This window comes from Salicibibacter cibi (assembly GCF_016495865.1).
Lineage (GTDB): Bacteria > Bacillota > Bacilli > Bacillales > Marinococcaceae > Salicibibacter > Salicibibacter cibi.
In genome coordinates this window covers 3,664,021-3,690,427 of sequence record NZ_CP054706.1, presented here as the reverse complement: position 1 = coordinate 3,690,427, position 26,407 = coordinate 3,664,021, and the positions used below count along the sequence as shown (strand labels likewise).

At 46.3% G+C, this 26,407-nt stretch carries 28 protein-coding genes; 19 read left to right on the top strand and 9 right to left on the bottom strand.

Annotated elements, in window-relative coordinates:
* Positions 1-19 precede the first annotated feature (19 nt).
* The 8 genes from HUG20_RS18430 to HUG20_RS18400 all read left to right on the top strand — a co-directional run bounded on the left by HUG20_RS18430 (position 20) and on the right by HUG20_RS18400 (position 4,420).
* Positions 20-253 carry an AbrB/MazE/SpoVT family DNA-binding domain-containing protein gene (locus HUG20_RS18430; protein ID WP_200086314.1) on the top strand — a complete coding sequence of 78 codons (234 nt, stop codon included), beginning with the start codon at positions 20-22 and terminating at the stop codon, positions 251-253.
* A complete protein-coding gene (locus HUG20_RS18425; protein WP_200086312.1) occupies positions 253-666 on the top strand; it encodes a type II toxin-antitoxin system death-on-curing family toxin in 414 nt (137 codons plus the stop codon). The genes HUG20_RS18430 and HUG20_RS18425 overlap by 1 nt, the downstream gene beginning before the upstream one ends.
* A gap of 77 nt (positions 667-743) precedes the next feature.
* Positions 744-1,184 (top strand): NUDIX domain-containing protein, encoded by a 441-nt coding sequence (locus HUG20_RS18420; RefSeq protein WP_211199992.1) that lies wholly within the window; start codon positions 744-746, stop codon positions 1,182-1,184.
* Positions 1,185-1,677: 493 nt separating this feature from the next.
* On the top strand, positions 1,678-2,067 hold the full coding sequence (locus HUG20_RS18415; RefSeq protein WP_200086308.1) for an alpha/beta fold hydrolase: 390 nt from the start codon (positions 1,678-1,680) through the stop codon (positions 2,065-2,067).
* Between the two features lie 54 nt (positions 2,068-2,121).
* Positions 2,122-2,913 carry an ABC transporter ATP-binding protein gene (locus HUG20_RS18410; protein ID WP_343073190.1) on the top strand — a complete coding sequence of 264 codons (792 nt, stop codon included), beginning with the start codon at positions 2,122-2,124 and terminating at the stop codon, positions 2,911-2,913.
* Positions 2,914-3,024: 111 nt separating this feature from the next.
* On the top strand, positions 3,025-3,627 hold the full coding sequence (locus HUG20_RS18405; protein ID WP_343073189.1) for a MerR family transcriptional regulator: 603 nt from the start codon (positions 3,025-3,027) through the stop codon (positions 3,625-3,627).
* A complete protein-coding gene (locus HUG20_RS19835) occupies positions 3,620-3,763 on the top strand; it encodes a hypothetical protein (RefSeq protein ID WP_343073188.1) in 144 nt (47 codons plus the stop codon). Before HUG20_RS18405 ends, HUG20_RS19835 begins: the two co-directional genes overlap by 8 nt.
* A gap of 12 nt (positions 3,764-3,775) precedes the next feature.
* Positions 3,776-4,420 (top strand): hypothetical protein, encoded by a 645-nt coding sequence (locus HUG20_RS18400; protein WP_200086306.1) that lies wholly within the window; start codon positions 3,776-3,778, stop codon positions 4,418-4,420.
* A gap of 53 nt (positions 4,421-4,473) precedes the next feature.
* On the opposite strand, the gene HUG20_RS18395 is transcribed toward HUG20_RS18400, so the two are convergent.
* Positions 4,474-4,698, bottom strand: a complete 225-nt coding sequence (locus HUG20_RS18395; protein WP_200086304.1) for a hypothetical protein — start codon at positions 4,696-4,698, stop codon at positions 4,474-4,476.
* A 430-nt stretch (positions 4,699-5,128) separates the two neighbouring features.
* Between HUG20_RS18395 and HUG20_RS18390 the strand changes: the two genes are divergently transcribed.
* Positions 5,129-6,343 carry a transposase gene (locus HUG20_RS18390; RefSeq protein WP_246476802.1) on the top strand — a complete coding sequence of 405 codons (1,215 nt, stop codon included), beginning with the start codon at positions 5,129-5,131 and terminating at the stop codon, positions 6,341-6,343.
* Between the two features lie 291 nt (positions 6,344-6,634).
* Here the strand turns inward: HUG20_RS18390 and HUG20_RS18385 are convergent, their stop codons facing one another.
* The 3 genes from HUG20_RS18385 to HUG20_RS18375 all read right to left on the bottom strand — a co-directional run bounded on the left by HUG20_RS18385 (position 6,635) and on the right by HUG20_RS18375 (position 9,069).
* On the bottom strand, positions 6,635-6,805 hold the full coding sequence (locus HUG20_RS18385; RefSeq protein WP_200086302.1) for a hypothetical protein: 171 nt from the start codon (positions 6,803-6,805) through the stop codon (positions 6,635-6,637).
* Between the two features lie 153 nt (positions 6,806-6,958).
* Complete coding sequence (locus HUG20_RS18380) at positions 6,959-8,137, bottom strand: M20 metallopeptidase family protein (RefSeq protein ID WP_200086295.1); 1,179 nt, start codon at positions 8,135-8,137, stop codon at positions 6,959-6,961.
* Positions 8,137-9,069, bottom strand: a complete 933-nt coding sequence (locus tag HUG20_RS18375; protein WP_200086293.1) for a S66 peptidase family protein — start codon at positions 9,067-9,069, stop codon at positions 8,137-8,139. Before HUG20_RS18375 ends, HUG20_RS18380 begins: the two co-directional genes overlap by 1 nt.
* Positions 9,070-9,204: 135 nt before the next feature.
* Between HUG20_RS18375 and HUG20_RS18370 the strand changes: the two genes are divergently transcribed.
* Entirely contained in the window at positions 9,205-9,630 is a 426-nt protein-coding gene (locus tag HUG20_RS18370) for a pyridoxamine 5'-phosphate oxidase family protein (RefSeq protein ID WP_200086291.1), read from the top strand.
* Positions 9,631-9,894: 264 nt separating this feature from the next.
* Here the strand turns inward: HUG20_RS18370 and HUG20_RS18365 are convergent, their stop codons facing one another.
* From HUG20_RS18365 to HUG20_RS18350, 4 genes are all read right to left on the bottom strand, one after another.
* Positions 9,895-11,868, bottom strand: a complete 1,974-nt coding sequence (locus tag HUG20_RS18365; RefSeq protein ID WP_200086289.1) for a TRAP transporter permease — start codon at positions 11,866-11,868, stop codon at positions 9,895-9,897.
* 17 nt (positions 11,869-11,885) lie between these two features.
* The gene (locus tag HUG20_RS18360) at positions 11,886-12,383 is read right to left on the bottom strand and encodes a DUF1850 domain-containing protein (protein WP_200086287.1); all 498 of its coding nucleotides are present in this window, start codon (positions 12,381-12,383) and stop codon (positions 11,886-11,888) included.
* Between the two features lie 38 nt (positions 12,384-12,421).
* Positions 12,422-13,426 (bottom strand): TAXI family TRAP transporter solute-binding subunit, encoded by a 1,005-nt coding sequence (locus HUG20_RS18355; protein ID WP_200086285.1) that lies wholly within the window; start codon positions 13,424-13,426, stop codon positions 12,422-12,424.
* A 176-nt stretch (positions 13,427-13,602) separates the two neighbouring features.
* Positions 13,603-14,805, bottom strand: coding sequence for a phospholipase D-like domain-containing protein (locus HUG20_RS18350; protein WP_200086283.1), 1,203 nt, complete (start codon positions 14,803-14,805; stop codon positions 13,603-13,605).
* A 170-nt stretch (positions 14,806-14,975) separates the two neighbouring features.
* On the opposite strand from HUG20_RS18350, the gene HUG20_RS18345 reads away from it, so the two are divergent.
* The 6 genes from HUG20_RS18345 (at position 14,976) to pyrG (ending at position 22,647) form a co-directional block, all read left to right on the top strand.
* Positions 14,976-17,093, top strand: coding sequence for a (Fe-S)-binding protein (locus HUG20_RS18345; protein ID WP_246476472.1), 2,118 nt, complete (start codon positions 14,976-14,978; stop codon positions 17,091-17,093).
* A 77-nt stretch (positions 17,094-17,170) separates the two neighbouring features.
* Positions 17,171-18,349: an acetyl-CoA C-acetyltransferase gene (locus HUG20_RS18340; protein WP_200086281.1), complete on the top strand. Its 1,179-nt coding sequence runs from the start codon at positions 17,171-17,173 to the stop codon at positions 18,347-18,349.
* Positions 18,350-18,384: 35 nt separating this feature from the next.
* A complete protein-coding gene (locus tag HUG20_RS18335; protein ID WP_200086280.1) occupies positions 18,385-19,512 on the top strand; it encodes an acyl-CoA dehydrogenase in 1,128 nt (375 codons plus the stop codon).
* A gap of 14 nt (positions 19,513-19,526) precedes the next feature.
* Positions 19,527-20,138: a TetR/AcrR family transcriptional regulator gene (locus tag HUG20_RS18330; protein WP_200086278.1), complete on the top strand. Its 612-nt coding sequence runs from the start codon at positions 19,527-19,529 to the stop codon at positions 20,136-20,138.
* Positions 20,139-20,266: 128 nt separating this feature from the next.
* Positions 20,267-20,749 carry a DNA-directed RNA polymerase subunit delta gene (gene rpoE / locus HUG20_RS18325; protein ID WP_200086272.1) on the top strand — a complete coding sequence of 161 codons (483 nt, stop codon included), beginning with the start codon at positions 20,267-20,269 and terminating at the stop codon, positions 20,747-20,749.
* Positions 20,750-21,036: 287 nt separating this feature from the next.
* A complete protein-coding gene (gene pyrG, locus HUG20_RS18320; protein WP_200086269.1) occupies positions 21,037-22,647 on the top strand; it encodes a CTP synthase in 1,611 nt (536 codons plus the stop codon).
* A gap of 197 nt (positions 22,648-22,844) precedes the next feature.
* On the opposite strand, the gene HUG20_RS18315 is transcribed toward pyrG, so the two are convergent.
* Positions 22,845-23,360 carry a DUF2529 family protein gene (locus HUG20_RS18315; protein ID WP_200086267.1) on the bottom strand — a complete coding sequence of 172 codons (516 nt, stop codon included), beginning with the start codon at positions 23,358-23,360 and terminating at the stop codon, positions 22,845-22,847.
* 149 nt (positions 23,361-23,509) lie between these two features.
* Here HUG20_RS18315 and HUG20_RS18310 point away from each other — a divergent pair, with 149 nt between their 5' ends.
* The 3 genes from HUG20_RS18310 (at position 23,510) to HUG20_RS18300 (ending at position 26,404) form a co-directional block, all read left to right on the top strand.
* Positions 23,510-23,884 (top strand): response regulator, encoded by a 375-nt coding sequence (locus HUG20_RS18310; RefSeq protein WP_200086265.1) that lies wholly within the window; start codon positions 23,510-23,512, stop codon positions 23,882-23,884.
* Between the two features lie 342 nt (positions 23,885-24,226).
* On the top strand, positions 24,227-24,877 hold the full coding sequence (gene fsa / locus HUG20_RS18305; RefSeq protein WP_200090589.1) for a fructose-6-phosphate aldolase: 651 nt from the start codon (positions 24,227-24,229) through the stop codon (positions 24,875-24,877).
* 240 nt (positions 24,878-25,117) lie between these two features.
* Positions 25,118-26,404, top strand: coding sequence for a UDP-N-acetylglucosamine 1-carboxyvinyltransferase (locus HUG20_RS18300; RefSeq protein ID WP_200086263.1), 1,287 nt, complete (start codon positions 25,118-25,120; stop codon positions 26,402-26,404).
* The last annotated feature ends 3 nt before the right edge of the window (positions 26,405-26,407 follow it).

Genomic DNA, 26,407 nt, shown 5'->3' with positions numbered 1-26,407 from the left:
AGAAAAAGGAGGGAATAAAGTGGCAACGAAAATACATCCTTATGGTGGCACATATGCAATGACTATCCCTGCTCATGTCAGAAAGATATTAGATATTGACGAAGATACGGAGTTGGAAATTGATATTCAAGATGGCGGATTTTTCGTGAAACCTGTCAAAGAGCATCAAACGCTTGATGACGACTTTCTGAAATTCTTAAAAGAAACAGATGAGAAGTACGGGGAAACCATGAGAAATCTCGTTGATCGTTAATGGAGTATATTACTATTCGAGAAGTCATTCTCTTTAATTCTTATTTGATTTCAACCTATTCCCCGAAGGAGCAAAAAGGCGTTAAAGATGAATCACTCTTGGAGTCAGCGGTCAACCGTCCGAAGCAGACGGCATTCGGTCAAGAAATATTCCCTACGCTTTATGATAAATGTGCAGCGTTATATCACGCGCTGATTAAGAATCATGCGTTTCATAACGCCAACAAGCGAACCGCACTTATGTCTCTCATAAGAATGCTTGCCATAAACGGGTATGAGTTTATGGCATCGCAGGAAGATGCAGAAAACATGACCGTTGAAATCGCAGATATCAAGCCCGAAGATATTGACACGGAGCAATTCATGAAAGACATTGCAGATTGGATTGAAAATAACTCAAGGAAGAAAGAATGATGGAAAGGGAACTGGATGAAAAGGTTCAATCCCTTTTTTGGTGCCAACCCTCTTGAGATGATTTGGAGGAAATTCAGATGATTAGGACAGCAAGTAGAGGGTTGTTAATCCAGGATGATCACATCCTTGCCGTGAAATATCAGGAAGACGGAAAGGTATTTTATGCTTTGCCAGGGGGAGGTCAAGAAGCTGGCGAGCCACTGCATAAAAATCTTCCGCGTGAATGTCGAGAGGAATTGGGCATCGATGTGAAGATAGGTGAATTGATGTTTGTTCGTGAGTGGCTTGACGAAGATATAGACGTTCACCAAATTGAATTTATTTTTGAGTGCTTCCCATACAAGAAAATTGAAGATGTGTATAGTGAAGTCCCAGACAAAAATCAAATAGGCATTGAATGGCTTCCCATCGCGGATATTTTCAATTATCATATTTATCCTCTTGAGATGAGGCAACACCTACATACACTGACGGATGGACAGGTGAAAGTTCCGGTATATCTCGGAAACGTCAATTGATCTTGTGTGCTGATCTCACATTTCCGGGGAGCTAACATGCGTAGTAAATGTTCTGGACCCGGAAACTTTTGGAAATACGTCACAAGAAGCAATAGATGCAGGATTATCCATGTGGCGATGAAGAAAATGAAAATGAATAAGTATTTTCGCATAAGTTTACCACTCCCGAAGATTTTATGGAGAGGGGGTGGCAGCTTGTTTTTGTTCAAAAGTTTTGATGACACTCACTTGCATTATGATAAAAAAGGGGATGGCCAATCCCTTTACTTTTTTCATCCCCCGGGGTTGGAGCAGCAATTTTCAGAGAACAACTGCCGCTTGCGCAAAATAGAAAAATTGTTGCGTTAAACGCGCGTGGCCACGGGCTGAGCTCAGGGATCAACTGCTTACGATTGATCAATGGGCAGGTGACACATGTGCGCTTGCAAAACATGAAAAAGATGATCGAACCATTATTTGCGGTTACTCGCAAGAGGTCTGGGGGCAATTGCTTTTGCGCTTAGAGATATGGACGTTGGCGCTTCAAGGAAAGTCGTTGATTGCTTTTGCATTATCACGGGTACATACATCCAATAAAGCGACGCGCAATAAGATCGCTACCTCCGTCAAAAGCGTGCAGACACACGTATTGAAGCGTTGGTTTGAATTGGGAAAACAAGCGGATTATCGCGAGTCATTACCTGAACTATCCGCTCCGCTCCTACTCATCTATGGGAAACGTGATCCTTATGCCAAATCATATCAGGAAGACTTTTATTCCCGTGTAACCCGGGTGCCGGTTCAATTTGTGTACATTGATGGCGTCGGCCACCAAGTCCCGACGAAACGGTCAAATGAATTAAACGCGATTTTACGCCAATTTGCGAAGAACGTCGGCGATTGACAAATGGTTGGATTCTTTTACCATTGTCCATAGAATGGAAAACGGAGGGTGAAAATGATGCTCATAGACATTGAAAATGTAACGTTGAAAAGAGATAAATACATTCTTAAAGATGTAAATTGGCAAGTTCGGCCCGGGGAGCATTGGGCGATGCTCGGGATGAATGGCGCCGGCAAAACAGCTCTGTTAAACGTGATTTGCGGATACGTATTCCCGACAAAAGGCACTGTCCGTGTACTCGGGGAAGAATTCGGCCGTTACCCATGGCAGGAGCTTCGCAAAAAGATCGGTTGGGTCAGTTTTTCTTTTTCCGAAAAAATGCATGATCAATTGCAAAATATCGGCTTGGAAGTCGTGTTGAGCGGGAAATTCGCTTCGATTGGCTTGCACGAGTATCCGACAGATGAGGAGATGGCTCAGGCAAAGAAAATCATGCGTGATTTGGGGGTAGGCTATCTGGAAAAACAACCGTATGCCCACATGTCCCAAGGGGAAAAACAACGGATGCTTATCGGACGCGCGCTCATGGCTGAACCGGACATCCTGTTGCTGGATGAACCGTGTAACGGATTGGACTTCTTTGCGAAAGCCCAGTTGTTGTATACGGTTGAACAGCTTGCGGAACGCCGGGAAACGACGATTATTTATGTCACGCATCAAGTGGACGAAATTTTGCCGGTGTTCGAGAAAACGCTACTTATTCGGGACGGCGAAGTATTCGACGCGGGAAAAACCGACGACCTTTTGACGTCAGAAAAGCTTTCCGATTTCTGTCGGGCACCGCTTCACATTCATCAAAAAAACGGCCGCTATGCGTTAGAAATTGAAGAAGAAAATGTTAAATAAATATCGGCGCCCCGCATTCTTTCATTAAAAAATGCGGGGTTTTTATACATAAAAAAGCTTGAAAATGACGCAACGTCATCCTTTATTATAAAGATGAGAAAGGAGCTTTCCATGATCCCTATCCAAGAAATGACGAACCAAACGGGGATAACCGTCCGTACATTACGCTATTACGACCATATTGGTTTATTGAAACCTTATACTAAAACGTCCGGTGGGCATCGAGTGTATAGTAAAGAAGAGTTAAAAAAACTGCAACAAATTCAGTTTTTTAAAACCATCGGTTTCAAGTTGCAAGAGATTCAGGACATCTTGGAAAATCCGGAATGGGATTGGGTGACCGGGTTAAAAAATCAGATGGCGCATGTCCGGAACGAGCAGAAAAAATTAAAGAAAATGGAATCCTCCATACGGGGGATGATGCACGTCATTGCCATGGAAGGGGAAGTGAGCCCAGCGAAGATCGAACAGTTGATTAAATTAACCGGAAATAAAAAACAGTCTTTTCGGGAAGAGCGCTTCGATGAAAATGAAATGAACCTGCTGGATCGTCTCCCGAATGTGAACAAGGATGATCCCGATTCTCTGGAGTGGGTGGCGTTGTTGGGACAATTGAAACGGCATATGCCAAAGGGGGCGAGGGCCTCTTCCGTACAACGCATTATACGGCGGATGGGGGGAAAAAACGGAAGAAGCATTTGGAGATGTGCCTGATTTTCTGGACAAAGTGTGGGACGTTCGCAAATCCCCTGAGCAGTCGCAACAAATGGGGCTATATCCGATGGATCGTGAATTTCTGGAATTTATTGAGCGGGCTTTTGATGTTTATGAGCAGGAACATGATAAGTAATGGAGTGAACCGATGATCGATGTATTAGTAACATATCAATGGCATTTATTTATTACTGCTGAAATTCTGTCGTTGCTGGCTATCTTGCTTTTTGGCGTGATACGTTATTTCTTTAATAAGCGTTCGTTTAGTTTATTTTTTCTATTTTTGTTTGTGGGATTAACCGGGTTTGAAGCAGTGTTAGCGTGGACCCTTTACCGGGAAACCGGTGAAATTTCTCAGTTTCAGATCATTATCAGCATTTTCGTTTTATATGCCATTACTTTCGGCATTCAAGATTTCAAAAAGGTTGATCGGTGGATGCGAGGTAAAATCGGTGATTTTCGTGGCGTAGACCTATTAACGAGTAGGGACCGAGAGCAGATGGCAAAACAAAAGGACCCTGTTCACATCGCGCGAAAATACCGCTATTCGTCACTCGCCCACATTGTTGTTTTCTTGCTTGTGCAAATCGTTTTCTGGGGGTTAAGTGTAGGGAGTTTTGAAGAAGCCACCGTTTATTTGACGGATTTTTCCTGGTTGGAGAGCGGTCATTATCATACATCCCCGTATGCAAATGAATTCATGTATAGTGTTTCCATGCTCTGGGGAATTGTTCTTGTGGTGGATACGATCTATTCTTGGTCGTATACTGTCTTCCCTTCAAAACAGGCATGACGCTTTGTGACCCCCGACTGAAGATGAAAACGAAGTACACAATATTCCGCTGTTTATTTTTCGCCCCATTCTTTTGCGTTTGTCGTCTGCTTGATCCATTCATTAATTTGTTCTCTGGTCCATCCTGCTTTATCTCCAATCAATACGGTCGGTTCAGGGAGCATCCCCCTTCCTTTGTATACGGATAAATGCCTTGTACTGTATTCCAATCCTTCTTCTTTAGCAAAGTCGGCAAATTCTTTAAGTCCATAGTATTGCACAGGTTGTTTTGAAGTCATTCAAATCACCTCGGTTACATTAGCTATTTTTCTTTCGCTTCCAGCGTGTTTTATATAAAATCATAAATGTCCACAGGCTGATCAGCATGGAAACAATGGAAATAGTAATCGTCGCCATATACATCAGGAGCTAATTGCGCTGTTCCAGAATCCTTGCCACGTAACGGCTAAGGGTAAGGAGAAAATAAACTTTCCCCCAAAATTCAATATACTCATGGGCTTAGCGACGTCCAAAAGCATTATGTTTGAAAAATCGACCCCAAAGCATAAAAAACAGGTGAAACCGCGCCGCCAGTAGGTTACAATGGTTATAGCCAAACAATTGAACACTGGAATGGAGGGGTCACCTGTTATGGCTATTATACCACAAATGAGTTTATTTTCGTAGGAAGATCTTGAGGATCTCGGAGATTTAGAACGTTTACGTTTGGTGCTGGACTATTTGCCGGATGAAGCGTTGATGAAAACGTTGGAGAAAGAACGATATAAAGGCCGCAATGACTACCCTGTTCGCGCGGTTTGGAATTCGATGCTTGCAGGGGTTGTCTTTGAGCATACAACGATTGAATCATTACGTCGGGAATTGAGCCGCAATGGGCAACTACGTGCATTGTGTGGCCTTCATAACGTTCCCCCTGCTTATGTGTATACGCGTTTCCTCAAAAAGCTTTTGGCACACGAATCAAAGGTAGAAGCGATCTTTGAAACGATGGTGGAACAGTTGAGCGATCTCCTTCCTGATTTCGGGAAGTCGCTTGCGATCGATGGCAAGGCGGTCGAATCTTTTGCAAAGGGTAAAAATAAGCATGAGGACCCCGACGGGCGCCGTGATACCGATGCCGATTTTGGAAAGAAAGCGTATAAGGGGAAGCACAAAGACGGGACGATCTGGACTAAAGTCGTTAAATGGTTCGGCTATCAAATCCATCTGATCGTTGATGCGGCCTATGAGTTGCCTGTGGCTTATTCAGTCACGAAAGCATCGGTTCCCGATATTAACGCCGGTCATGATATGATCAAGGATCTGACAAAGGAACGGCCTTGGATCTTGGAGCAAGCAGAAACACTTGCCGGTGATCGCGGTTACGATGACACCAAAATGCTTGAGAGGCTGTGGGATGATCATCGTATCAAGCCTGTGATTGATATCCGGAACATGTGGAAAGATGGCGATGAAACCCGTCAATTAATGGACATTGAGAATGTCACTCATGATTACAAAGGTACGGTGTACTGCCACTGCCCAGCGACCGGGAAAGAGCGCGAGATGGCAAATGGAGGCTTCGAAAAAGATCGGAAAAACCTCAAGAAGCGTTGCCCGGCCAAGCAATATGGCATCACCTGTGAAGGGCAAGCGGAGTGTCCGGTTGCCCAAGGGATTCGGATTCCGCTCAAAAAAGACCGTCGGATATTCACACCGATCGATCGAGCCAGTTACACATGGAAGAAGGAATACGCGAAACGAACGGCCGTGGAGCGCGTGAACAGCCGGCTTGATGTTTCTTTTGGCTTCGAACAGCATACCACGCGCGGGCAAAAGAAGATGAAAATGAAAACCGGGTTAGCCCTGTGCACCATGTTGGCAATGGCTATCGGTCATAACCAGGAAGGGCGACCGGAAAAAATGCGAAGCCTGGTGTCCTGAGTAATCCACATGTGGAGAAGGCGGATTTTTAAAAAGGCTCTGTGGACAACAGGATACCTGTGTGTCCTTTTTAGAGCATAAAACCGAACAATATTCGATCAATACCGACTATTGTTCGTGTAAGGGAATTTCAAAGCGATTTTAGCAAAAAAGCTAGGTAAAACCTGGTGCTGTCTTTACGCCTAAAACGAAAAAATTCTTACAACGCAAAAAGCTCATCAGATCAACTCCTTGACAATTTTAGTATTGCAAGGGTATGATAAAGCATATAATAGTGGTGAGGAAGGGGAACTAATCCCCTTTATCCTCTGGTGTTTTTGAATCCTTCTCCGATTGGCGCGGAGTTGGATTCTTTTCTTTTTGGCTACGTAACTCCAGATACGCCGTCATGTTTGCAGTAACAAAGCCGACGGTTGCCGTAATGAGACTAACAATAGCCGTTAGAAGCCCAATCTCGTCCACTATTATCACCCCCTTTCTAAAGAGGGCAGGGCAATTATCATACCCTTATGCTGAAGGTATACCAAACAGTTGAATAAGTCAACTAAAAAGAAATTTGAGGACAATATTATCGCATAGTCTGTGGTTTTGTCTTCATTTACCAGGTCGTTATCTTCACCCCTGTTGCCGAAAAAACCGCCATACATTTCCCGCCTGCATCGCCGCGCCTACCGCCAATGCGTGCTCGTCGATGTCAAAGCGTGGTGTGTGTCCGCCATGAATGATTCCTTTTTCTTCATTGCGGACACCCAATCGGTAAAATACGCCAGGCACCTCCGCCGCAAAAAAAGAAAAATCTTCAACGCCTAGGCTCGGTTTTGGGATGAACGTCACGTTTTCTTCGCCGAGAAGCTCAACACCTACCCCTTTGACGAGATCGACCATTCTCCCATTATTAATGAGCGCTGTGTAACCCGGCTCGATGGCGAGCTCAGCGCTGCCGCCCAATCCTTTTGCCACATTTTTCACCGTTTCTTGGATGCGATCGAGTGCGCCCGCGCGAGTCTTCGGATCCAGTGTCCGCATCGTGCCTTGAAGATGAACGCGGTCTGCAATGATATTAGGCTGTGTGCCACCGGATATTGTGCCAAACGTAACGACCGCACTTTCACGGGCATCGACATTGCGGCTCACGACGGTTTGCAGGGCGGAAATGATTTGGGCGGCGATGACGATGGCGTCCTTTCCGCCGGCAGGGTAAGCGGCATGGGCTCCTTCTCCATGCACGGTAAGCACGAGCGCGTCTGACGATGCGTTCATTTGCCCGTATTTGACACCGACGCTCCCAACCGGCAATTCGGGAGCTACGTGCAAGCCGAGCACCGCATCAACACGGGGATTTTCAAGTACACCTTCCTTAATCATGGGCGCGGCACCGCCAACGGTTTCTTCGGCGGGTTGGAAAAGCAACTTCACGTTTCCGGGTAGCTCGTCGCGAGCAGACGCGAGCATACAAGCAGCACCGAGTAAAATCGTCATATGGGCATCATGGCCGCAGGCATGCATCTTGCCTTCATGCCTTGAGCGATAGGGGACATCATTTTCATAAATGGGGAGCGCGTCCATATCCGCCCTGAGTGCAATCGTTTTCCCGTCAGGGTTGCTGCCTTCGATCATCCCTACAACACCGGTGTTGGCAATGTTTTTTTCATAGGGAATGTTAAGATCATGTAAATACCCGGCGATTTTATCCATGGTGCGATATTCTTCCATTCCCAGTTCGGGGTACATGTGAAAATCACGTCGAATCCCGGAAAGCCAAGGCAATAACTGTTCAGCCTCTTTTCTAATCATTAAATCACCGCGCTTTCAAGAACATCGATCTGTTGATGTGTCGCGTTGACATGGACATACGCGCCGAGTGGAAGCGTCAGTTGATAAGGCCCGTGCCCGGCTTGCACATTATAGACGCTTGGTTTTCCGTAGGGGGCAAGAATTCGTTCACAAACGGCAAGGACGTGATCCCCTTTCGGGTAATCTTTTGATGCGCAATGTTTACACGTGCCGAGCATAAAGCCCGCAGCATCTTGCAATTTTCCCGCCAATGCCAATTGAGTAAGCACTCGGTCCACTTTATAAGGTTCCTCCCCTACATCTTCGAGGAAAAGAATTTTTCCGCTCGTCTCAATTTCGAATGGCGTTCCGATCAGACCGGCGATAACGGATAAATTTCCTCCTGTTAACATACCGCCCGCTACACCATAGTTAAGTGTTTTGATTGGTTCATGGACAGGGTTTTGCAAACGCTGCGACCAGCGTGCGCCTGTTATGTTTTGCATGAAATGATCAACCGTAAAAGCAGGGGCATCAATGAGTTTGGTAGCCATTGGTCCATGAAACGTCATCATTTTGGCTTTTTGTTGGAAGGCGAGGTGTAATGCGGTGATATCGCTGTAACCAATCAGTAATTTTGCGTGCTTGGCAATTAAGGAATAATCCAGATAAGGAAGCAAGGCGGCACTGCCGTATCCTCCGCGTAAGCAAAGGATGCCGTCGACTTCCGGATCAACAAACAACGTGTGCAATTCCTCTACGCGGCTGCTGATGCTACCGGCTAGAAAGTTGGGATTATCTTTTTCAAAATTACGGGCGAATCGGACAGAAAACCCAAGTTCCTCGACGGTTGCTGTCGCTCTATCCAAGGTTTCCATACTTACGGGGCTTGAGGGCATTGCCAACCCCAAGGTGCCTCCGGGTTGGAGTGCATGGGTTTTAATTTTTTTCAAAACGCTCATTCCTCTCCGACATTGTTCTTACTTATGCTTATGAATGTAAAACTTGACCCAAAACATAGGGACGAGAGTAAAACAGTAAATTTTCGGGTATGGTAATCATAGCCAAGTGTTGAAGGAGGGCTCCCCGTGTCAAACAATGAATTGAAAGAACGCATCGCCGAGGTATTGAAACTAAACCGGATCGGTGTATTGTCCACGATAAAAGATAATCGCCCTTACGCTCGCTATATGACGTTTCACCACGAAGGGTTCACGCTCTTCACCCCCACGGCTGAAGACACACACAAAGTGGAGGATATCGAAGAGAACCCCCGGGTGCATATTCTTTTAGGTTATGAAGAACGTGAGCGGGGAGAAGCGTTTATCGAAGTGGAAGCAGAAGCGGAAATTGCGACAAATCCGGATGATCGTAAGAAAGCTTGGTCTGAAAAAGTGGCCGAGCAATATACCGGCCCTGAAGATGAACGATTTATCGTTCTCATTTGCCGCCCGTCCGTCATTCGATACCGAGATGATGATGAATCGGAAACGGCTGAAGAAATACACTTGTGAATAGAAAAGGCTTGCGTGCAACAGACCGTTGCTTGCAAGCCTTTTTTCGGTAGGTAAGAAAGTATAAATCAACTTTCTTACCTACATAAGCGCTACTAAGGTTTTCTAACAGGGAAGAAACTCCTGGTCGTCATTTTCTTATCTTCAATGGTCAAAAGCATTTGGATGACGCCATCACAATCCGATGACGCCATAATATGCTAGATGCTGTAGATTCATGGTATCCATAACCTCTATATTTCATTTTTCAGGACTGAAATCATGCTAAGAAGCGGCTGAAACGTCAGGTGTCTCCTGTCGTTTTTTCGAAATGAATTGGATCGCCAAGATGAAAAGGAGAATGACCAAACCAATAGCGTCTGACATCATGCCCGGATAGAGGAACATAATCCCTCCGGCCGCCATTAACCCGCTGAAGAGGAGATTGAGTTTGTGGAGAAAATATCGCTCTGCAGCCATGCCGAGCATAATGACCCCGATGGTCGCGGTTATAATGACGACGATGCTATTTAGCAAGGTCGTGTCAATCAATAACAGCGCATCGTTGTAAACAAACATAAACGGAACAATAAAGCCGGCAAGCGCTAATTTCAAAGCGAGGAAACCTGTTCGCATTGGGCTTCCCCCTGATAATCCGGCCGCAGCAAAAGCTGCAAGTGCCACAGGCGGTGTGATGTTAGCGAATATGCCGAAATAGAACACGAATAAGTGTGCAACAATCGGCTCAACCCCGAGCTGGACAAGTGCGGGCGCGGCCATCGTCGCAGTAATGATGTAGGCGGGAATACTTGGCATTCCCATCCCGAGAACAATACAGGCAACCATCGTGAAAAGAAGGGTCAAGAATAGACTTTCGCCACCGATGGCAACGATCGCATTAGCCAGGTTAATGCCGAAACCGGTTAAACTGGAAACGCCGACGATAAACCCGACTGTCGCACAGGCAACGGCAACGGTGACCGTTGTGCGTGCCCCTGTTTCCAAAGCGTCAATCATTTCTCTAAGATTCATGCGCGTGGACTTTCGAAACGAGCTAACGATGATGGTGACGATAATCGTCCAAGCCGCGGCATAAATAACTGTCACACCGGCGATGAACAGCATATAAATGAGAAAGAAGATCGGCAACAGCAAGTGCCCGCGCGCTTTCAGAACGTCGATGATGTTTGGTAGTTCAGCGCGCGGAATTCCGGATAAATGATTTTTGCTTGCGCGCATATGCACTTGTGTGAGAATGCCGAAGTAAAAGAGGAGTGCCGGTAAAATGGCAATTAGAGCGATGTCCGTGTAGGGCACTCCTAACGTTTCCGCCATAATAAAAGCGGCAGCCCCCATAATCGGCGGCAGGAGTTGACCGCCAACCGAAGCGGAAGATTCCACAGCTCCGGCGAAGTTGCGATGATAGCCAATTTTTTTCATCAAGGGAATGGTAAAGTTTCCGGTGGTGACCGTATTCGCAATCGCTGAACCCTGAATGCTGCCGAGAAAGCCGGACGCTATAACTGATACCTTCGCTGGCCCACCTTTTTGTTTTCCGGTAATGGCCATAGCCAAATCATTGAAAAGTTGTCCCATTCCTGATTTTAATAAAAAAGCGCCAAAGATAATAAAGAGAATAATGTAGGTGGATGATACCCCAATCGGAGTGCCAAAAATGCCTTCCGTCGTCATGTAAAACTGTTCGGCCAGTTGTGACCAGTCATAGCCCCGATGTGTGAAAATACCCGGCAGGTCTTGGCCAAACATTGCGTAAAGAATAAAAAGAAGAGCGAGAATCGGCAACGCAGCCCCGGTGACACGACGGCCGGCTTCAAAAACAAGAATGACCAGTAACGTCCCCATAATGAGGTCGGCTGTAATCGGCAACCCACCGCGAGTAACAATGTCTTCAAAATTGACGAATAAATAGATGGTGGATGGGATGGATAAAAGCGCAAGCCCGATGTCATAGAGCGGCAGGCGATCTCTCCTTGCTTTTTTCGTTGGCGGAAAAAGCATAAAAACAAGGATGAGCACAAAAGAAACGTGCAAGGCACGATGGACGAGTATCGGTACCGGTGGTCCGGTAAACGCGGTGATAAGATGATAGAGCGACATGGACACGGCAATAACTGTTACAAGAATGACGAGAAACCGGTTATTAAAACTGCGAAGACGGGATTCCGTATCATATTTTTCAAGTAATTCTTCCTGGTTTTTATCCAGCTGTTCATCGGTTTGCGCATTTTCCTGATGCATGATGTTCACCCTTTCTGTCAGAAGAAACTAGGTACGAACGGCACCTCCCTTTCCACTTTCATTTCCAGCAAGGTTTGATCGGGAAGCGCGGTCGTCTCAATGGTTGTCGCGTCATTAATCGAGATGGTGTAATCTACATTATAGGAGTGGAACCAACGATAGGCCTCAAATATTTCGTGTAAATCCGTAATGATCATATACCCATCTTCCACCATAAATGTACCGTCTGTTTCTTCCGGTGCCCCTGCACCATAGGATTTAAACCGTGCTTCGGTCTTCACCAGCTCGTTTTTTTCATTGATTCGAAATGTTTCGATCCATGGGGTCTGTTCTATGGAATGAACCCAGGAAACTTCCACTTCATCTCCCGGTTCGATCGGTTCCTGTAAAAAAACTTCATCTGTACGCTGGGAAGAGAAGGTGAGATATGTTTGATGTGGAAGCAAGTACCATAACACGAATAGAAGGGTAGCAAGCGTGAGCGTCCCGATTATCATCTTTTTCATAAAGCACATGAGGGAGCGGACTGCCCCCTCATCCCCTCGCTTTCCTTTTATTCATCGTCGGAGAGCAAGCCTTCTTCTTCGAAGTACTGCTCAGCGCCCGGATGCATAGGCACATTTAATCCCTCTTCGATATTTTCGGTATCAATGTCTGCGGCAGCGTCGTGGGAGGCATGAATGTCTTCCAGATTCTCATAGAATGCACGGGTTAGTTCATAGACTTCCTCGTCTGTCAGCTCCGGGTTAGGGATTAATTGATTCGTAATAGCAGCTGTCTGAAGGTCTTCCTCATTGTCATACGTATCGGCTGGAACTTCGTATTCCAGGAAAGATTCATAGTTTTCTTCTAAATATTCCATTCCCTCGTCTTCGACTTCTACAACGGTGACCTCATCGGTGCTTGCCAAATCCATGGCGGCAGGGTTGGGAAGGCCGCTGGTGACGAACGCCGCATCGATCACGCCGTTACGGATTTGGTCGATCGCTTCCCCATAATCCAAATAATCTTCATTGATATCGTCATAGCTCATGTCATGAGCTTCAAACATCATACGCGCATTTAATTCCACACCGGAATTGGCATCGCCGATTGCTACATCAGCGCCTTCAAGATCCGAAAATGTTTCAATGCCTGACCCCTCCGTTGTAATGATTTGGACAACATTCGGATACAAACCGCTGATGCCGACCAGGTTATCCATGGGCTCCTCATCTTCAAAGGGGCCGAAACCTTCGTACGCTTGCTCAGTGGCATCGGCCATGACAATGGCAAGCTCTGCTTGGTCGCTTTGCAACAAGTTAATGTTTTCAACCGAAGCGCCTGTTGCCTGGACAGAGGTGTCCATGCCTTCGGCTTCATAGACATTGGACATGGCGCTGGCAATCTGATAATAAACGCCCTCCGTCCCTCCGGCAGCAATGGTTACGAACAAGTCATCCACATCTTCCCCATCCGTATCACCGTCGGTTTCATCCTCGCCATTTCCGCAAGCGCTTACAATTAAGGCAGAAGCTGTTACGATGCCAATGAGTTTACTTAACAATACTTTATTCACATTTATTCCCCCTCTTGTTAAAAAATTATAATAAAATGTATCTTAAAACTAGCACATCCATAAAGGATATGCAATTGATAACGCAGGGAGTACAAAATGAACATGAATATACATGGGTCTATGGGTGATGTCAAAAAACCCCCGTCTTAAAACGGGGGACTTGAATTTGGGAAATGCTACAGCAAATCCGAGATCCATGTGGCAACTTTTGTTTTACCATTCTCAAAACCCGTGCGATTTTCAACATCCTGCATGGTGACTTTTTTGGCCGATTGCATGTCTTTTCTCACGGCGGCTTCTGCTTCTCCGATCATTGTCCCGTGGTCATGAAAAAAAAGATCCAACTCATCATTCAAGAAAAAGCTGCGTTTATCAAACTTTGCGGAACCGATATTCGCGAATTTGCCATCGATGATGATCGCTTTTCCGTGAAAAAAACCGGGGGTGTACTCATGTATGTTGCAACCTGCCTGCAACAATTCCCGAAAATAAGCATAGGCCGCATCTTGGACGAGGGGGTGATCCTTTTTTTTCGGGAGAAGCACATCGACCCTTACGCCGCGTTTGGCCATATTGGTAACCGCATCTTGAATGAGTCTGCCCGGGACATAATAGGGGCTTGCAATCATTGCATACGTTTTTGCGGAGTCAAACCAATCAATGAGATGATCGGCGTAACCGAGGCCTTCGCTCGCGAGTAATTGCAAAGGTTCGGGTCCTTGCATATCAATGGAAGGCATGAGGTTTGCGGGGGGCGCGCCTCCTGCTTCTGCCCAGTCGTCCAGAAAGACTTCCTGCAAATCAGCGACGCCTTCTTTTTCCATCCGCACATGATAGTCGCGCCAGTACCCTAATTTGTCTTTCCCTACATACTCATCCCCAATATTGAAGCCGCCAAGATAGGCTACTTTACCGTCAACGACCGTAATTTTACGATGATAGCGGCGGTTTCCGCTGTAAAAAATAAACGGGAATTTAGGTTTGTGCGCATAGGCGAAAGAAATGCCCGAGCGTTTCAATCGTTTGATGGTAGCGTTCGCGAGCCTGCTTCCGAAACGGTCGACGAGCAGTCTTACCGTTATCCCGTCCCGTGCTTTTCGTTCTAAAAGGGCTAACAGTCGCGTGCCGATCCCGGGTTCTTTGATAATGAAGACAGAGATGTGCACATGATCTTGTGCCTGTTCGATATCTGCAAACAAGCGTTGAAAAAATCTCCGTCCATCTTTAATCAGTTCGGTTTCACTATGGCGAAGGGGATAAATTTTGGCTGTCGAAGCCAACTGTTGATGACGTTTGCGGCCGAGGCGAAAATCAATGATGAACCAAATCGCGATGAGCAATAGAAGTGCGATAATGATAATGAGACTCGTCGTGAACATAGGAAATCCCTCCGTTTGTAACTTCTTTTACTATGCCCGTAATTGCATTTTTCATGAACTTTTTTACAGGTAAAAAAGACTTGCATAAAAAATGAATAGCCATTCAGTGATTTTTTTGTTATACTTGTCTAAATAGAGAAGATATATTTAACGGAAAGGAGAAGTTGAGAGTGGAGGATATATTTTTTTGGATACATGTAATCGCTTTTATAGCGGTGACGCTCTATGCCCTGTTTTTATTTTATAGACTCGTAAAATCGAGGGTTGATTTCATTCGCCTTGGGGATAAACCGAATTTCATCTATTCCGCGAAGGAACGATGGAAAGCGGTCATGGTCAATGTATTTGGTCAGAAGAAGTTGCTGAAGGATAAAAAAAGCGGGATTATCCATGTTGTTTTTTTCTACGGATTTATCATCATTCAATTCAGCGCGATTGATGTTATTTGGAAGGGCTTAAGTAACGGAGGGCACTTGCCGTTCGGGCCGCTTTATCCATTCTTTACATTGTCACAGGAAATTGTTGCTTTAATCATTCTTTTCGGAGTAGTTTGGGCTTTTTATCGCCGTTATATAGAGAAGATCGTACGCTTGAAACGCGGATGGAAAGCCGGCCTCGTCTTGATTTTGCTCAGTGGCGTCATGGTGTTTAAATTATTGGCAAAAGGTGCGGCCAACGTGTGGTTTGCCGGTAGTGCGCCAAACATTTACGAACCTGCGTCTTCCGTGGTCGCACTCGCGATTGAACCACTGGGGGCTACAGCAGCGGGCGTTTTATTTTACGCATTTTGGTGGCTGCACTTGTTGTTTTTGCTTACGTTCCTTGTCTATATCCCGCAATCCAAGCATGCTCACCTTATCGCGGCGCCGGCCAATGTGTTTGTGGGACCGACGCATCCGACAGGAAAATTGGAATCGATTGATTTTGAAGATGAAACAAAAGAAGAGTTTGGAAAGAACAAAATTGAAGACTTCGATCAAAAACAGCTGATGGATCTATACGCTTGTACCGAATGCGGACGGTGTACAAATATGTGCCCGGCCACGGGTAGCGGAAAAATGCTCTCGCCGATGGATTTACTCCTAAAAATGCGTGATCATTTGACGGAAAAAGGGGCGGCCATTACCTCGCAATCTCCTTGGATGCCGGCGTATGCATTTAGTGGTGCGACAGCGAATCAGTTGGCTGGCGAAGACAGGGACGATGAAGTCGCAGCAACAAAAGATGTTCATAGCATGAATTTGATCGGCGATGTCATTACCGAAGAGGAACTTTGGGCTTGCACCACTTGCCGTAACTGTGAAGATGCTTGCCCGGTGGCGAATGAACATGTCGACAAGATTCTTGACATGCGACGCTACCTCGTTCTTACCGAAGGGAAAATGGATGCAGATGCGCAACGGGCGATGACGAACATTGAACGTCAAGGAAATCCGTGGGGCATCAACCGCAAAGAACGGGAGAACTGGAGAGACAGCCGTGATGATATTGAAGTGCCGACGGTAAAAGAATTGAATAAAAAAGATGAATCATTTGACTATCTGTTTTTCGTCGGTTCCATGGGTTCTTATGACAAGCGCAGCCAGAAGATAGCGGCTTCGTTTGCCAAGTTGCTAAACGAAGCAGGCGTTTCCTTTGCGATTCTCGGAAACAAGGAAAAGAACTCCGGAGACACTCCCAGACGGATCGGCAATGAGTTTCTTTTCCAGGAACTTGCGACCAAAAATATCGAGGAATTCGAGAAAAATGAAGTGAAACGGATTGTTACCATTGATCCGCACGCGTACAACATGTTTAAAAACGAGTATCCGGAGTTTGGTTTGGAAGGCGTAGAAATTTATCACCATACGGAGCTCCTTGTGCAATTGTTGGAAGAAGGAAAACTGAAGCCGACGCAAGCCGTTAACGAAACGATCACGTACCATGATTCTTGTTACCTCGGCCGTTATAACGAAGTCTACGATCCGCCGCGTGAAATTTTAAGAGCTGTTCCCGGCCTTAACGTGGTCGAGATGGCACGGAACCGTGAAGAAGGCATGTGTTGCGGTGCCGGTGGCGGCATGATGTGGATGGAAGAGGAGGCCGGACAAAGAGTGAACGTTGCACGTACGGAACAGGCAATGGAAGTTGATCCGACGATGATCGGAAGCGCTTGCCCGTATTGCTTGACGATGCTCAGTGACGGCACGAAAGACAAAGGCCTTGAAGAAGATATTGAAACGCTTGATGTTGTGGAAATTTTAGAGCGTTCCGTTGTAGGGGCCGGTGAAAAAGAAAAAACGGCGTAAAACGTAAAGAAGGGAAATAAAAACGGGAGAGGATTCTCTTCCGTTTTTTCTACAAATTGGAAGAATGGAGGATGAAAATGGCAGAAACAGTCATTGTATCAGGGGCAAGAACTCCTTTTAGCAAAATGGGCGGGTCCTTAGCTTCGTTGTCGGCGATGGATTTGGGCGCACATGCGTTAAAAGCGGCAATCGCTCGTGCCGGGATTGAAGCAGGTCAGTTGGACGAAGTCATTATGGGTCACGTTCTCCAAGGCGGTCAAGGGCAGTTAACGTCGCGGCAAGCGGCAAGAGCAGCAGATATCCCGTGGAATGTCAAAACGGAGACGGTCAACAAAGTATGCGCATCGGGCATGCGAAGTGTCACCCTTGCCGATCAAATCATTCGCAGCGGCGATGCAACAAAAATCGCAGCAGGGGGCATGGAATCGATGAGCCGGGCGCCGCATGTTGTGCCGAATTTTCGATTTGGACAAAAAATGGGCGATGCCAAACTGATTGATTCGATGGTCCATGATGGATTGACATGCGCGTTTGAAGGCGTCCACATGGGTGTTTACGGAAACCGGAATGCAAAAGAGTTTGACATTAGCCGCGAAGCCCAAGACGAGTGGGCAGCTCGCAGCCATACAAGAGCACAAGAAGCGACAGAGAGTGGGCGCTTTAAAGAAGAGATTGCACCTGTAACCGTTCCGCGAAGGCGCGGGGAAGATAGTGTCGTAGATCGGGATGAAGCGATTCGTGAAAACGTTACGGCGGATACGCTCGGACAATTGCCGCCTGCGTTCGGAAAAGACGGGACAATCACAGCCGGGAACGCACCGGGCGTCAACGACGGCGCCAGTGCGCTTGTGCTCATGGAAAAAGAAACGGCACAAGCTGAAAATGTGGAACCATTGGCGACAATCGTCGGTCATACGGCAATCGCCGTTGAAACGGAACGTTTTCCGCAAACCCCGGGGCTTATTATAGATCAACTTTGTAAAAAAACCGGGTACAGCCAAGAAGATATTGATTTGTTTGAGATGAACGAGGCCTTTGCCGTTGTCGCCCTTCTCGGTGAACAACTATCAGGGGTTGATGCAACAAAAATCAATGTTAACGGCGGGGCTGTGGCACTTGGACATCCGATCGGAGCGAGCGGAAACCGCATATTGCTTACACTTGCCTACGAACTTAAAAAACGCGGAGGCGGTCTCGGCATCGCAGCGATTTGTAGTGGTGGCGGCCAAGGCGATGCTGTGCTTTTGAAAGTGTAAAACGGATAATATCTTCAGAAAGGCAGTCGAGAAGCATGGAATTTTTACTATCGGAAGACCAACAAATGATTCGAAAAATGGTTCGCGACTTTGCGAAAAATGAGGTTGAACCAACGGCCGCCGACAGGGATGCGGACGAACGTTTTGACCGCTCCCTTTTCACGCAGATGGCTGAACTCGGGTTTACGGGACTCCCTTGGCCGGAAGCGGATGGCGGCATCGGGGGCGATTTCTTAAGTTACGTCGTTGCCATCGAAGAGTTATCCCGTGTGTGCGCGTCCACAGGGGTTACGCTCTCCGCCCATATTTCGTTGGCAAGTTGGCCTATTTATAAATTCGGGACGGAAGAGCAAAAAGAAACGTATTTAAGGCCGCTTGCACGTGGCGAGAAGCTAGGCGCTTTTGCCCTTACGGAGCCGGGATCAGGCTCTGATGCAGGCGCGATGAAAACAACGGCCGCCCTCGAAGGGGAGAACTATGTGCTGAACGGATCGAAAATCTTTATCACAAATGGTGGGGAAGCCGATGTTTATGTCGTATTTGCGGGGATGGATTCAGGCACCGCGGCATTTATTGTGGATAAAGACTCCCCGGGTTTTTTTGTTGGAAAAAAAGAAGAAAAAATGGGCATCCGTTCTTCGCCCACAACAGAAATTCGTCTTGAAAACTGTCGCGTCTCCAAAATGAATCGTTTAGGGGACGAAGGTCAAGGATTTAAAATCGCGATGCAGACATTAGACGGCGGACGTAACGGAATCGCCGCGCAAGCATTAGGAATTGCCCAAGGTGCCCTTGATGCAGCGACGGCTTATGCGAAAGGGCGTAAACAATTCGGAAAAGCGATCGGCGGTCAACAAGGCATTAGCTTCAAACTTGCGGATATGGCGACAAAAATTGAAGCTTCCCGCCTGTTGACGTACCAAGCGGCGTGGCGCGAACAAGAAGGGTTGGATTATGGAAAGGCGTCTGCCATGTCGAAGCTTTATGCGGCCGACACGGCGATGGAAGTAACAACAGAAGCTGTGCAAGTGTTCGGCGGGTACGGATATATCCGTGAATACCCGGTGGAGCGGTATATGCGGGACGCGAAGATCACGCAAATCTACGAAGGAACAAATGAAATTCAACGTCTTGTCATCGGGAAAATGCTGTTGGCTGACTAACGGGAGGCGCCTCAATGGAGAAACGACATGTCCCTGCGATGGTGAAAGATGAGCAGCTAGTCCAAAAACGGCGCGATCAAATGGTGAAGAGTGCCGTCAAACTTTTTCAGGAAAAAGGGTTTCATCGCACGACAACCCGTGAAATCGCTCGTTTATCGGGGTTTAGCGTTGGCACGCTATATGAATATGTCACTTCCAAGGAAGATATCTTGTATCTCGTTTGTGATGCCGTTTACGATGAAGTGACCGATCGTTTCAATCAATTATTGGATCAAAGCTTGCCTGCGGCTGAACGATTTGAACAAATGGTAACTGCACTGTTTCAAGTGATGGATGACATGCAAGAAGAAGTGCTTGTCATGTATCAGGAAGCAAAATCCTTACCGAAAGAATCGCTTTCTTACGTTTTAAAAAAAGACGAAAGCATGACTGCAAACATTCGAAACGTGATTGATGAATGCCGCGAAGAAGGTTATCTGACGATGAATGAAGCGTCTGCCCGCCTTATGGCTGAAAATATAACGGTTAAAGGACATATGTGGACATTTAGGCGCTGGTCATTAAGAAAGCATTATACCTTGGAACAATACACCCGCTTGCAACTGGATGCGTTGTTATCCACATAGGCGGGCAATATTTTAAAAAAAGATCCCCTGCTTCATCATTTTTGTGGCATAAACTTTTGGAATATGTTTATAATGGTGGGTATGCACACGAGAAAAAATGTATTCTGAATGAAGGGGTGTAAGCCACTGTGACGACTCGTGAACTCGATCAGGATGAAGTATTGGAAAAGTCAGCGGTTGAGCTTGCTTACAAATTATTAAAGGAGAAACGTGAACCTGTTCACTATAAAGACTTGTTCGCGGAGATTGCTGATATCAAGCAATTAAAGAAGGAACAATTGGATGATCGCCGGACGAAATTATTCACGGATTTAAATATTGGCGGTAGTTTTGTTCACTTAGGGGCAAACCATTGGGGTTTGAAAGCATGGTATCCTGTTGATCAATCAGAGGAGGATTTGAGCCGGACCATCCAAGCCTCATCGAAAAGTCCGGACGATCAAGGATCGGAACATCAGGACGATGATCTGGAAGATTTGAAAGATGAGCTTGACGAATTGGCCAGTGAAGATGATGCCGACAACTCAGATAAAGAAGAACTCGATGGGTTTGGCAATGATGGCCAGCCTGAAGAAAAGCAAGATAAGGAAGATAAGGAAGATGATCAATAAGCCTTCTCCTTTTCGCCGATCTTGACTTTTTATAGTGCCCCAGATACAATAAATTTTGGGCTTGTTTCATAGATGTAAAGTCAAGACACCTAAAAAGTGTGCCCCACCCCGTCGGTGGCAGGACACACTTTTTTTGTTTTATTAGAAAACTTGGCTTTTCGCCAAGCTTTTATGGGGAAAACCTTCGCCCAACTTATGCGGGTAATAAAGTTAATTTATACGTTCTTACCTGCCGAAAAAGAATGTTTTCTCACTTCTCACCTCTAGAAAAGGAGATGGCATAAGGCATGTCTGTGAAATATATATTCGTTACGGGAGGCGTTGTATCTTCCCTCGGGAAAGGGATTGCAGCTGCTTCTCTTGGAAGGCTGTTAAAAAATAGAGGAATGAACGTGACGATTCAAAAGTTTGATCCATATATTAATATCGATCCGGGAACAATGAGCCCCTATCAACATGGGGAAGTGTTTGTCACAGATGACGGTGCGGAAACGGATCTGGACCTCGGACACTATGAGCGTTTCATTGATATTAATCTGAACAAAAACAGTAACGTAACGACAGGAAAAGTATATTCTTCCGTTATCCGAAAAGAACGGCGCGGAGACTATCTAGGTGGGACCGTACAGGTCATTCCCCACGTAACGGACGAGATTAAGGACCGGGTTTATCGGGCGGGAGAAGAATCCAACGTCGATGTGGTCATCACGGAAATCGGAGGAACCGTCGGAGATATTGAAAGTTTGCCGTTTCTTGAGGCTATTCGCCAAATCAAAAGCGATGTCGGCGTTGAGAATGTATTGTATGTCCATTGTACGCTGATTCCGGTTTTAGAAGCCGCAGGGGAGATGAAATCGAAGCCGACACAGCATAGCGTAAAGGAGCTACGTTCCCTTGGCATTCAGCCAAATGTTATCGTTGTTCGTACCGAACAACCTGTACCCGATGCGATGAAAGAAAAAATCGCACTGTTTTGTGACATTGATAAACACGCGGTCATCGAGTCCCGAGACGCTGATAATCTCTATCAGGTAACGCTCGACTTACAAGAGCAAAGATTGGATTCCATCGTGTGCGATCACTTAAACATGGAGACGCCAAACCCTGAAGCGGATATGGAGGATTGGAAAGCGCTCGTCGACAGGGTAAGCCATCTTTCCAAAAAAATTACGGTTGGCATTGTCGGCAAGTATGTGGCCCTTCCGGATGCATACCTTTCCATCGCAGAGGCGCTAAAGCATGCCGGTTACGTTTATGATGCAGATGTAACTATCCGTTGGTATAATTCCGAAGATATCACTTGGGATAATGCTTATGATCAGTTCAAAGATGTCGACGGTATTCTCGTTCCCTATGGTTTTGGGCACCGTGGAATTGAAGGGAAGATAAGTGCGATCCGTTATGCCCGCGAATATCATGTGCCGTTTTTCGGCATTTGCCTCGGCATGCAGCTGGCGTCCGTGGAATTCGCCCGAAACGTTCTCGGTCACGAAGAAGCAGCGTCGGCGGAATTCGTAGAGCAGCCGGAACATCCGATTATTGATCTGCTTCCGGAGCAAAAAGATGTGGAAGACTTAGGCGGCACCCTGCGCCTCGGGCTATACCCTTGCAAACTCGAAGATGGGTCGGTTGCAAAAGCGGCCTATGACGAAGAAGAAATTGTATATGAACGCCACCGCCATCGTTATGAGTTTAATAACGCCTATCGCGAAGCTTTTGAAAATGCAGGATTTAGGTTCTCCGGACAAAGTCCCGACAACAGGCTCGTGGAGATTATCGAATTGAGTGGCCATCCATTTTTCGTCGCCACCCAATTCCACCCGGAATTCGTGTCGAGACCGACACGCCCCCAACCGCTTTTTCGGGAGTTTATCCATGCGACGTTGCCGGAAACGTGAAGTCGAGTGCCCGTTTACTCGGCTTTTTTTCACTATCGGAAAGTATAAATTGTTCGGATGATAGAATAAGAAAGACTCTGACTTTCGCCATCCTTTGCGAAAAAGCCAATTTTTCTAAGGTTGAACGGTTGCGAGCGTTCATGCTCCATTGGATGGCGACTAATATTAGGCACATCCCCGTTATACAGCTGAGCCACTTAATCAGCGATCATCTCCGACAATTCGAACATCATCGCTTGATAGGCATAAATAATTGCGATCTCTGTCGGGTATCCGCATTTGTTTCCGTCGGGAGCGGGCACGATGGGAGAAGAAGGGGTAGTAATCACCATTGGTTCCTCCATGCCTTCTTCAAACGATAGGCCGGGGGATCCCGGTCCCAAAAAAACGATAGGAATATGCGCCTGTAACAAATCTTGAAGGTGTAATAATTCCTCCTTCGTTTCTGTTCCTTCGCTCAGAACAAGCATACGGTCAGCGGTGGTAAGCGCTTTTTTTTGTTGTTGGGTCATGCGCTGTATCCGCTTGGGTGTGTCTTTGTTCTGAACCATTGTATCTGCAAGTGCCGAGAAGCGCTTGTTCGCTATTACATATATTGTCCCCTCGCCTACAAGCGCTTGTGCTAAAAGGCGTGCGCCGTCTGCAATCGCTTCCTCTTGCTTGCCGATCGTATGGAAAACATGTTGCAATTGTGTTGTATAACTCTTTATCATGGAATCGTCTCCTTTCCTCCTACCCAACATCAAAAATACCATAAAAGCGGGCAATGATTAAAAGGATTTACGTTTTTGACAGAGAAATAAACATAGGAGAAGCAAATATGGATAAAGTCCGCATACCCTTTACAGCAAAGGAGAGAACCATGCGCAAAATATTAATTGTTGATGATAAAGAGGGTATTCGTACGTTAATAAGAGAAGTTTTACAGGCAGAAGGTTACGTGGTTGAAGAGAGCCATGATGGATGGAAAGCGCTGGGATGGATCAGGCAGGTTGATTATGGCCTTATCATTTTAGATGTAAAATTACCCGGATTAAACGGTATTGATGTATTGAAAACCATACGGGATGAGGGGATCACAACAGGCGTGATCATTGTGACTGCCTATGAAGAGATCAATACGAAAACGGATTTAACAAACTTGGAGATCGTTGCTTTGTTATCAAAACCATTTGATATTCAGGACGTTTTGGAAAAGGTAAATCAGTACATGGACAGCCATAAACGAGGAGATTGATCATCGTAACTTACATAATATCGATCGGCAAGAAAGCAAACTCATTTCCGGCACACGAATTTTCTCCACAGAGGGCAGGAAAAAATCATAAGAGTTGTGTTATAATACGCAAGTAGTGAATGGTATATCGAAATATGGATCTATATGTCATATTAATTGTATATTTAGTATGCCATTGGTCTTAATGAAAAAGCTTGTTCAGGGGGTATGCGCAAGAGCAAAATCCCCCTGGATTAATAAGGTTTCAAACCACCCATATACAACTGCCTAACTATCTCGAAAGGGGGGAAGGCAAGGACGTTCGGTTTAGCAAACAGCTAAGCAGCATCCTTGTTGAATACGATGAAATTTTTTGTTGATTCGGTAAATATGGATGATATTCAGTTTGCCCATGACCTCGGCATTCTTAGCGGAGTAACGACCAATCCCAGTCTTGTTGCCAAAGAAGGGGTGGATTTCACGTCTCGGTTACAGGAAATCGCTTCGGTTGTAAAGGGTTCCGTAAGTGCGGAAGTAATTGCCACGGAAGCTGGAGAAATGTATAAAGAAGGAAAAGAATTAGCGGCCATAGCGCCGAATATTACCGTTAAAGTTCCGATGACACTGGATGGCCTAAAAGCGGTAAAGGCTTTAAAAGCGGATGGAATTGAAACAAACGTAACCTTGGTTTTTTCAAGTGTGCAAGCGCTTTTGGCAGCCAGAGCCGGAGCCACTTATGTGTCCCCATTTATCGGCCGTCTTGATGACATAGGCCATAGCGGCGTTAGCCTGATCGGAGAGATCGCGAACAGCTTTGCGTTACATGACATCGATACACAAATCATCGCCGCTTCCGTCCGTCATTCCATGCACGTGGCAGAAGCAGCCAAACAAGGCGCACACATTGCAACGATCCCGCCCAAGGTGATCCATCAACTTGTACAGCATCCGTTAACAGATAAAGGGCTGGATGCTTTCCTTGCCGATTGGGAAAAAATGAATGGGAAAGCTTAGCGTTTTAACGGTTATCGACAGGCGTCTATAAAGATGAAGGGATGTCTACACTGGGCAGGTAAGAACGTATAGATCAACGTTCTTACCTGCATAAGTTGGGCGAAGGCTTTCGTCATAAAAGCTTGGCGAAAAGCCAAGTTTTCTAAAAATGTGCTGGCTGGTATATTGAAGTCCGGCATTTTTCCTTGTCAATAATTTTGCGAGTGGTGAGACAATTGCCAAATGAGGAAGTGACAGACGATGGACAAGCTAATGATAGAAGGTGGACATACGCTATCCGGCAACGTTCACATCAGTGGGGCGAAAAACAGTGCGGTAGCGTTAATACCTGCGGCAATCCTGGCGGACGCACCTGTTCATGTCGATAATCTGCCGCTGATCTCAGATGTTGGAATTTTAGCGGATTTGTTGCAGCACATCGGGGCTGATGTTGATCTGTACGGTGAATCGATCACCATTGATCCGCGTACTATTACACCTACGCCGTTGCCGAACGGTCACGTGAAAAAAATGCGAGCCTCGTATTATATGATGGGTGCCATGTTGGGGAAATATAAAAAGGCCGATATAGGGTTGCCCGGAGGTTGTAACCTTGGACCACGGCCGATTGATCAACACATTAAAGGTTTTGAAGCATTGGGAGCCACGGTATCCAATGAACAAGGGTCGATTTTTTTACGGGCAAATGAACTTAGGGGAGCAAGAATATATTTGGATGTTGTCAGTGTAGGGGCCACGATTAATATTATGCTCGCGGCCGCACGTGCGAAAGGGCGAACGGTGATTGAAAATGCGGCAAAGGAGCCGGAAATCATTGATGTTGCTACGATTTTATCCAGCATGGGTGCAGTTATTAAAGGCGCGGGTACGGATGTCATCCGAATTGAGGGAAAAGAAAAGCTGACAGGATGCAACCACACCATTATCCCCGATCGAATTGAGGCGGGCACGTACATGATAACGGCCGCTACAATGGGCAAGGACGTGGCGATTGAGAATATCATTCCCGATCATTTAGAATCGCTGACAGCAAAGTTACAGGAAATGGGCGTCGAAGTGATTACAAAAGATGACTCGGTAGTTGTACGCTCAAACAATGATCTTAAAGGGGTGGATATTAAAACACTTGTCCACCCCGGCTTTCCGACGGATTTACAACAACCGGTGACGTCGCTGCTTGCCAAGGCCCGAGGCACGAGTATCATTACGGATACGATCTACAATTCCCGATTTAAACATATAGATGAGTTACGGCGAATGGGTGCCGATATAAAAGTTGAAGGCCGTTCCGCAATGGTTAACGGCGGAATAAAATTGGAAGGCGCGCGCGTGAAGGCGAGTGATCTGCGGGCAGGAGCAGCCTTGGTTATCGCGGGGCTTTTGGCGGACGGTGTCACGGAAATTACCGGTGTGCACCATATTGACCGAGGATATGAAGCTTTTGAAGAGAAACTCCTACAATTGGGAGCCAGGCTTTGGCGGGAAGAAATGACAGAGGAAGAACAGGAACAATTGAAACATTCGTAATGG

Coding starts and splice junctions, on each gene's coding strand:
- HUG20_RS18425 (WP_200086312.1), top strand. CDS start 253: ATGGAGTATATTACTATTCGAGAAGTCATTCTCTTTAATTCTTATTTG.
- HUG20_RS18420 (WP_211199992.1), top strand. CDS start 744: ATGATTAGGACAGCAAGTAGAGGGTTGTTAATCCAGGATGATCACATC.
- HUG20_RS18410 (WP_343073190.1), top strand. CDS start 2,122: ATGATGCTCATAGACATTGAAAATGTAACGTTGAAAAGAGATAAATAC.
- HUG20_RS18405 (WP_343073189.1), top strand. CDS start 3,025: ATGATCCCTATCCAAGAAATGACGAACCAAACGGGGATAACCGTCCGT.
- HUG20_RS18400 (WP_200086306.1), top strand. CDS start 3,776: ATGATCGATGTATTAGTAACATATCAATGGCATTTATTTATTACTGCT.
- HUG20_RS18395 (WP_200086304.1), bottom strand. CDS start 4,698: ATGACTTCAAAACAACCTGTGCAATACTATGGACTTAAAGAATTTGCC.
- HUG20_RS18380 (WP_200086295.1), bottom strand. CDS start 8,137: ATGATTAGAAAAGAGGCTGAACAGTTATTGCCTTGGCTTTCCGGGATT.
- HUG20_RS18365 (WP_200086289.1), bottom strand. CDS start 11,868: ATGCATCAGGAAAATGCGCAAACCGATGAACAGCTGGATAAAAACCAG.
- HUG20_RS18360 (WP_200086287.1), bottom strand. CDS start 12,383: ATGTGCTTTATGAAAAAGATGATAATCGGGACGCTCACGCTTGCTACC.
- HUG20_RS18350 (WP_200086283.1), bottom strand. CDS start 14,805: ATGTTCACGACGAGTCTCATTATCATTATCGCACTTCTATTGCTCATC.
- HUG20_RS18340 (WP_200086281.1), top strand. CDS start 17,171: ATGGCAGAAACAGTCATTGTATCAGGGGCAAGAACTCCTTTTAGCAAA.
- HUG20_RS18335 (WP_200086280.1), top strand. CDS start 18,385: ATGGAATTTTTACTATCGGAAGACCAACAAATGATTCGAAAAATGGTT.
- HUG20_RS18330 (WP_200086278.1), top strand. CDS start 19,527: ATGGAGAAACGACATGTCCCTGCGATGGTGAAAGATGAGCAGCTAGTC.
- pyrG (WP_200086269.1), top strand. CDS start 21,037: ATGTCTGTGAAATATATATTCGTTACGGGAGGCGTTGTATCTTCCCTC.
- HUG20_RS18315 (WP_200086267.1), bottom strand. CDS start 23,360: ATGATAAAGAGTTATACAACACAATTGCAACATGTTTTCCATACGATC.
- HUG20_RS18310 (WP_200086265.1), top strand. CDS start 23,510: ATGCGCAAAATATTAATTGTTGATGATAAAGAGGGTATTCGTACGTTA.
- fsa (WP_200090589.1), top strand. CDS start 24,227: ATGAAATTTTTTGTTGATTCGGTAAATATGGATGATATTCAGTTTGCC.
- HUG20_RS18300 (WP_200086263.1), top strand. CDS start 25,118: ATGGACAAGCTAATGATAGAAGGTGGACATACGCTATCCGGCAACGTT.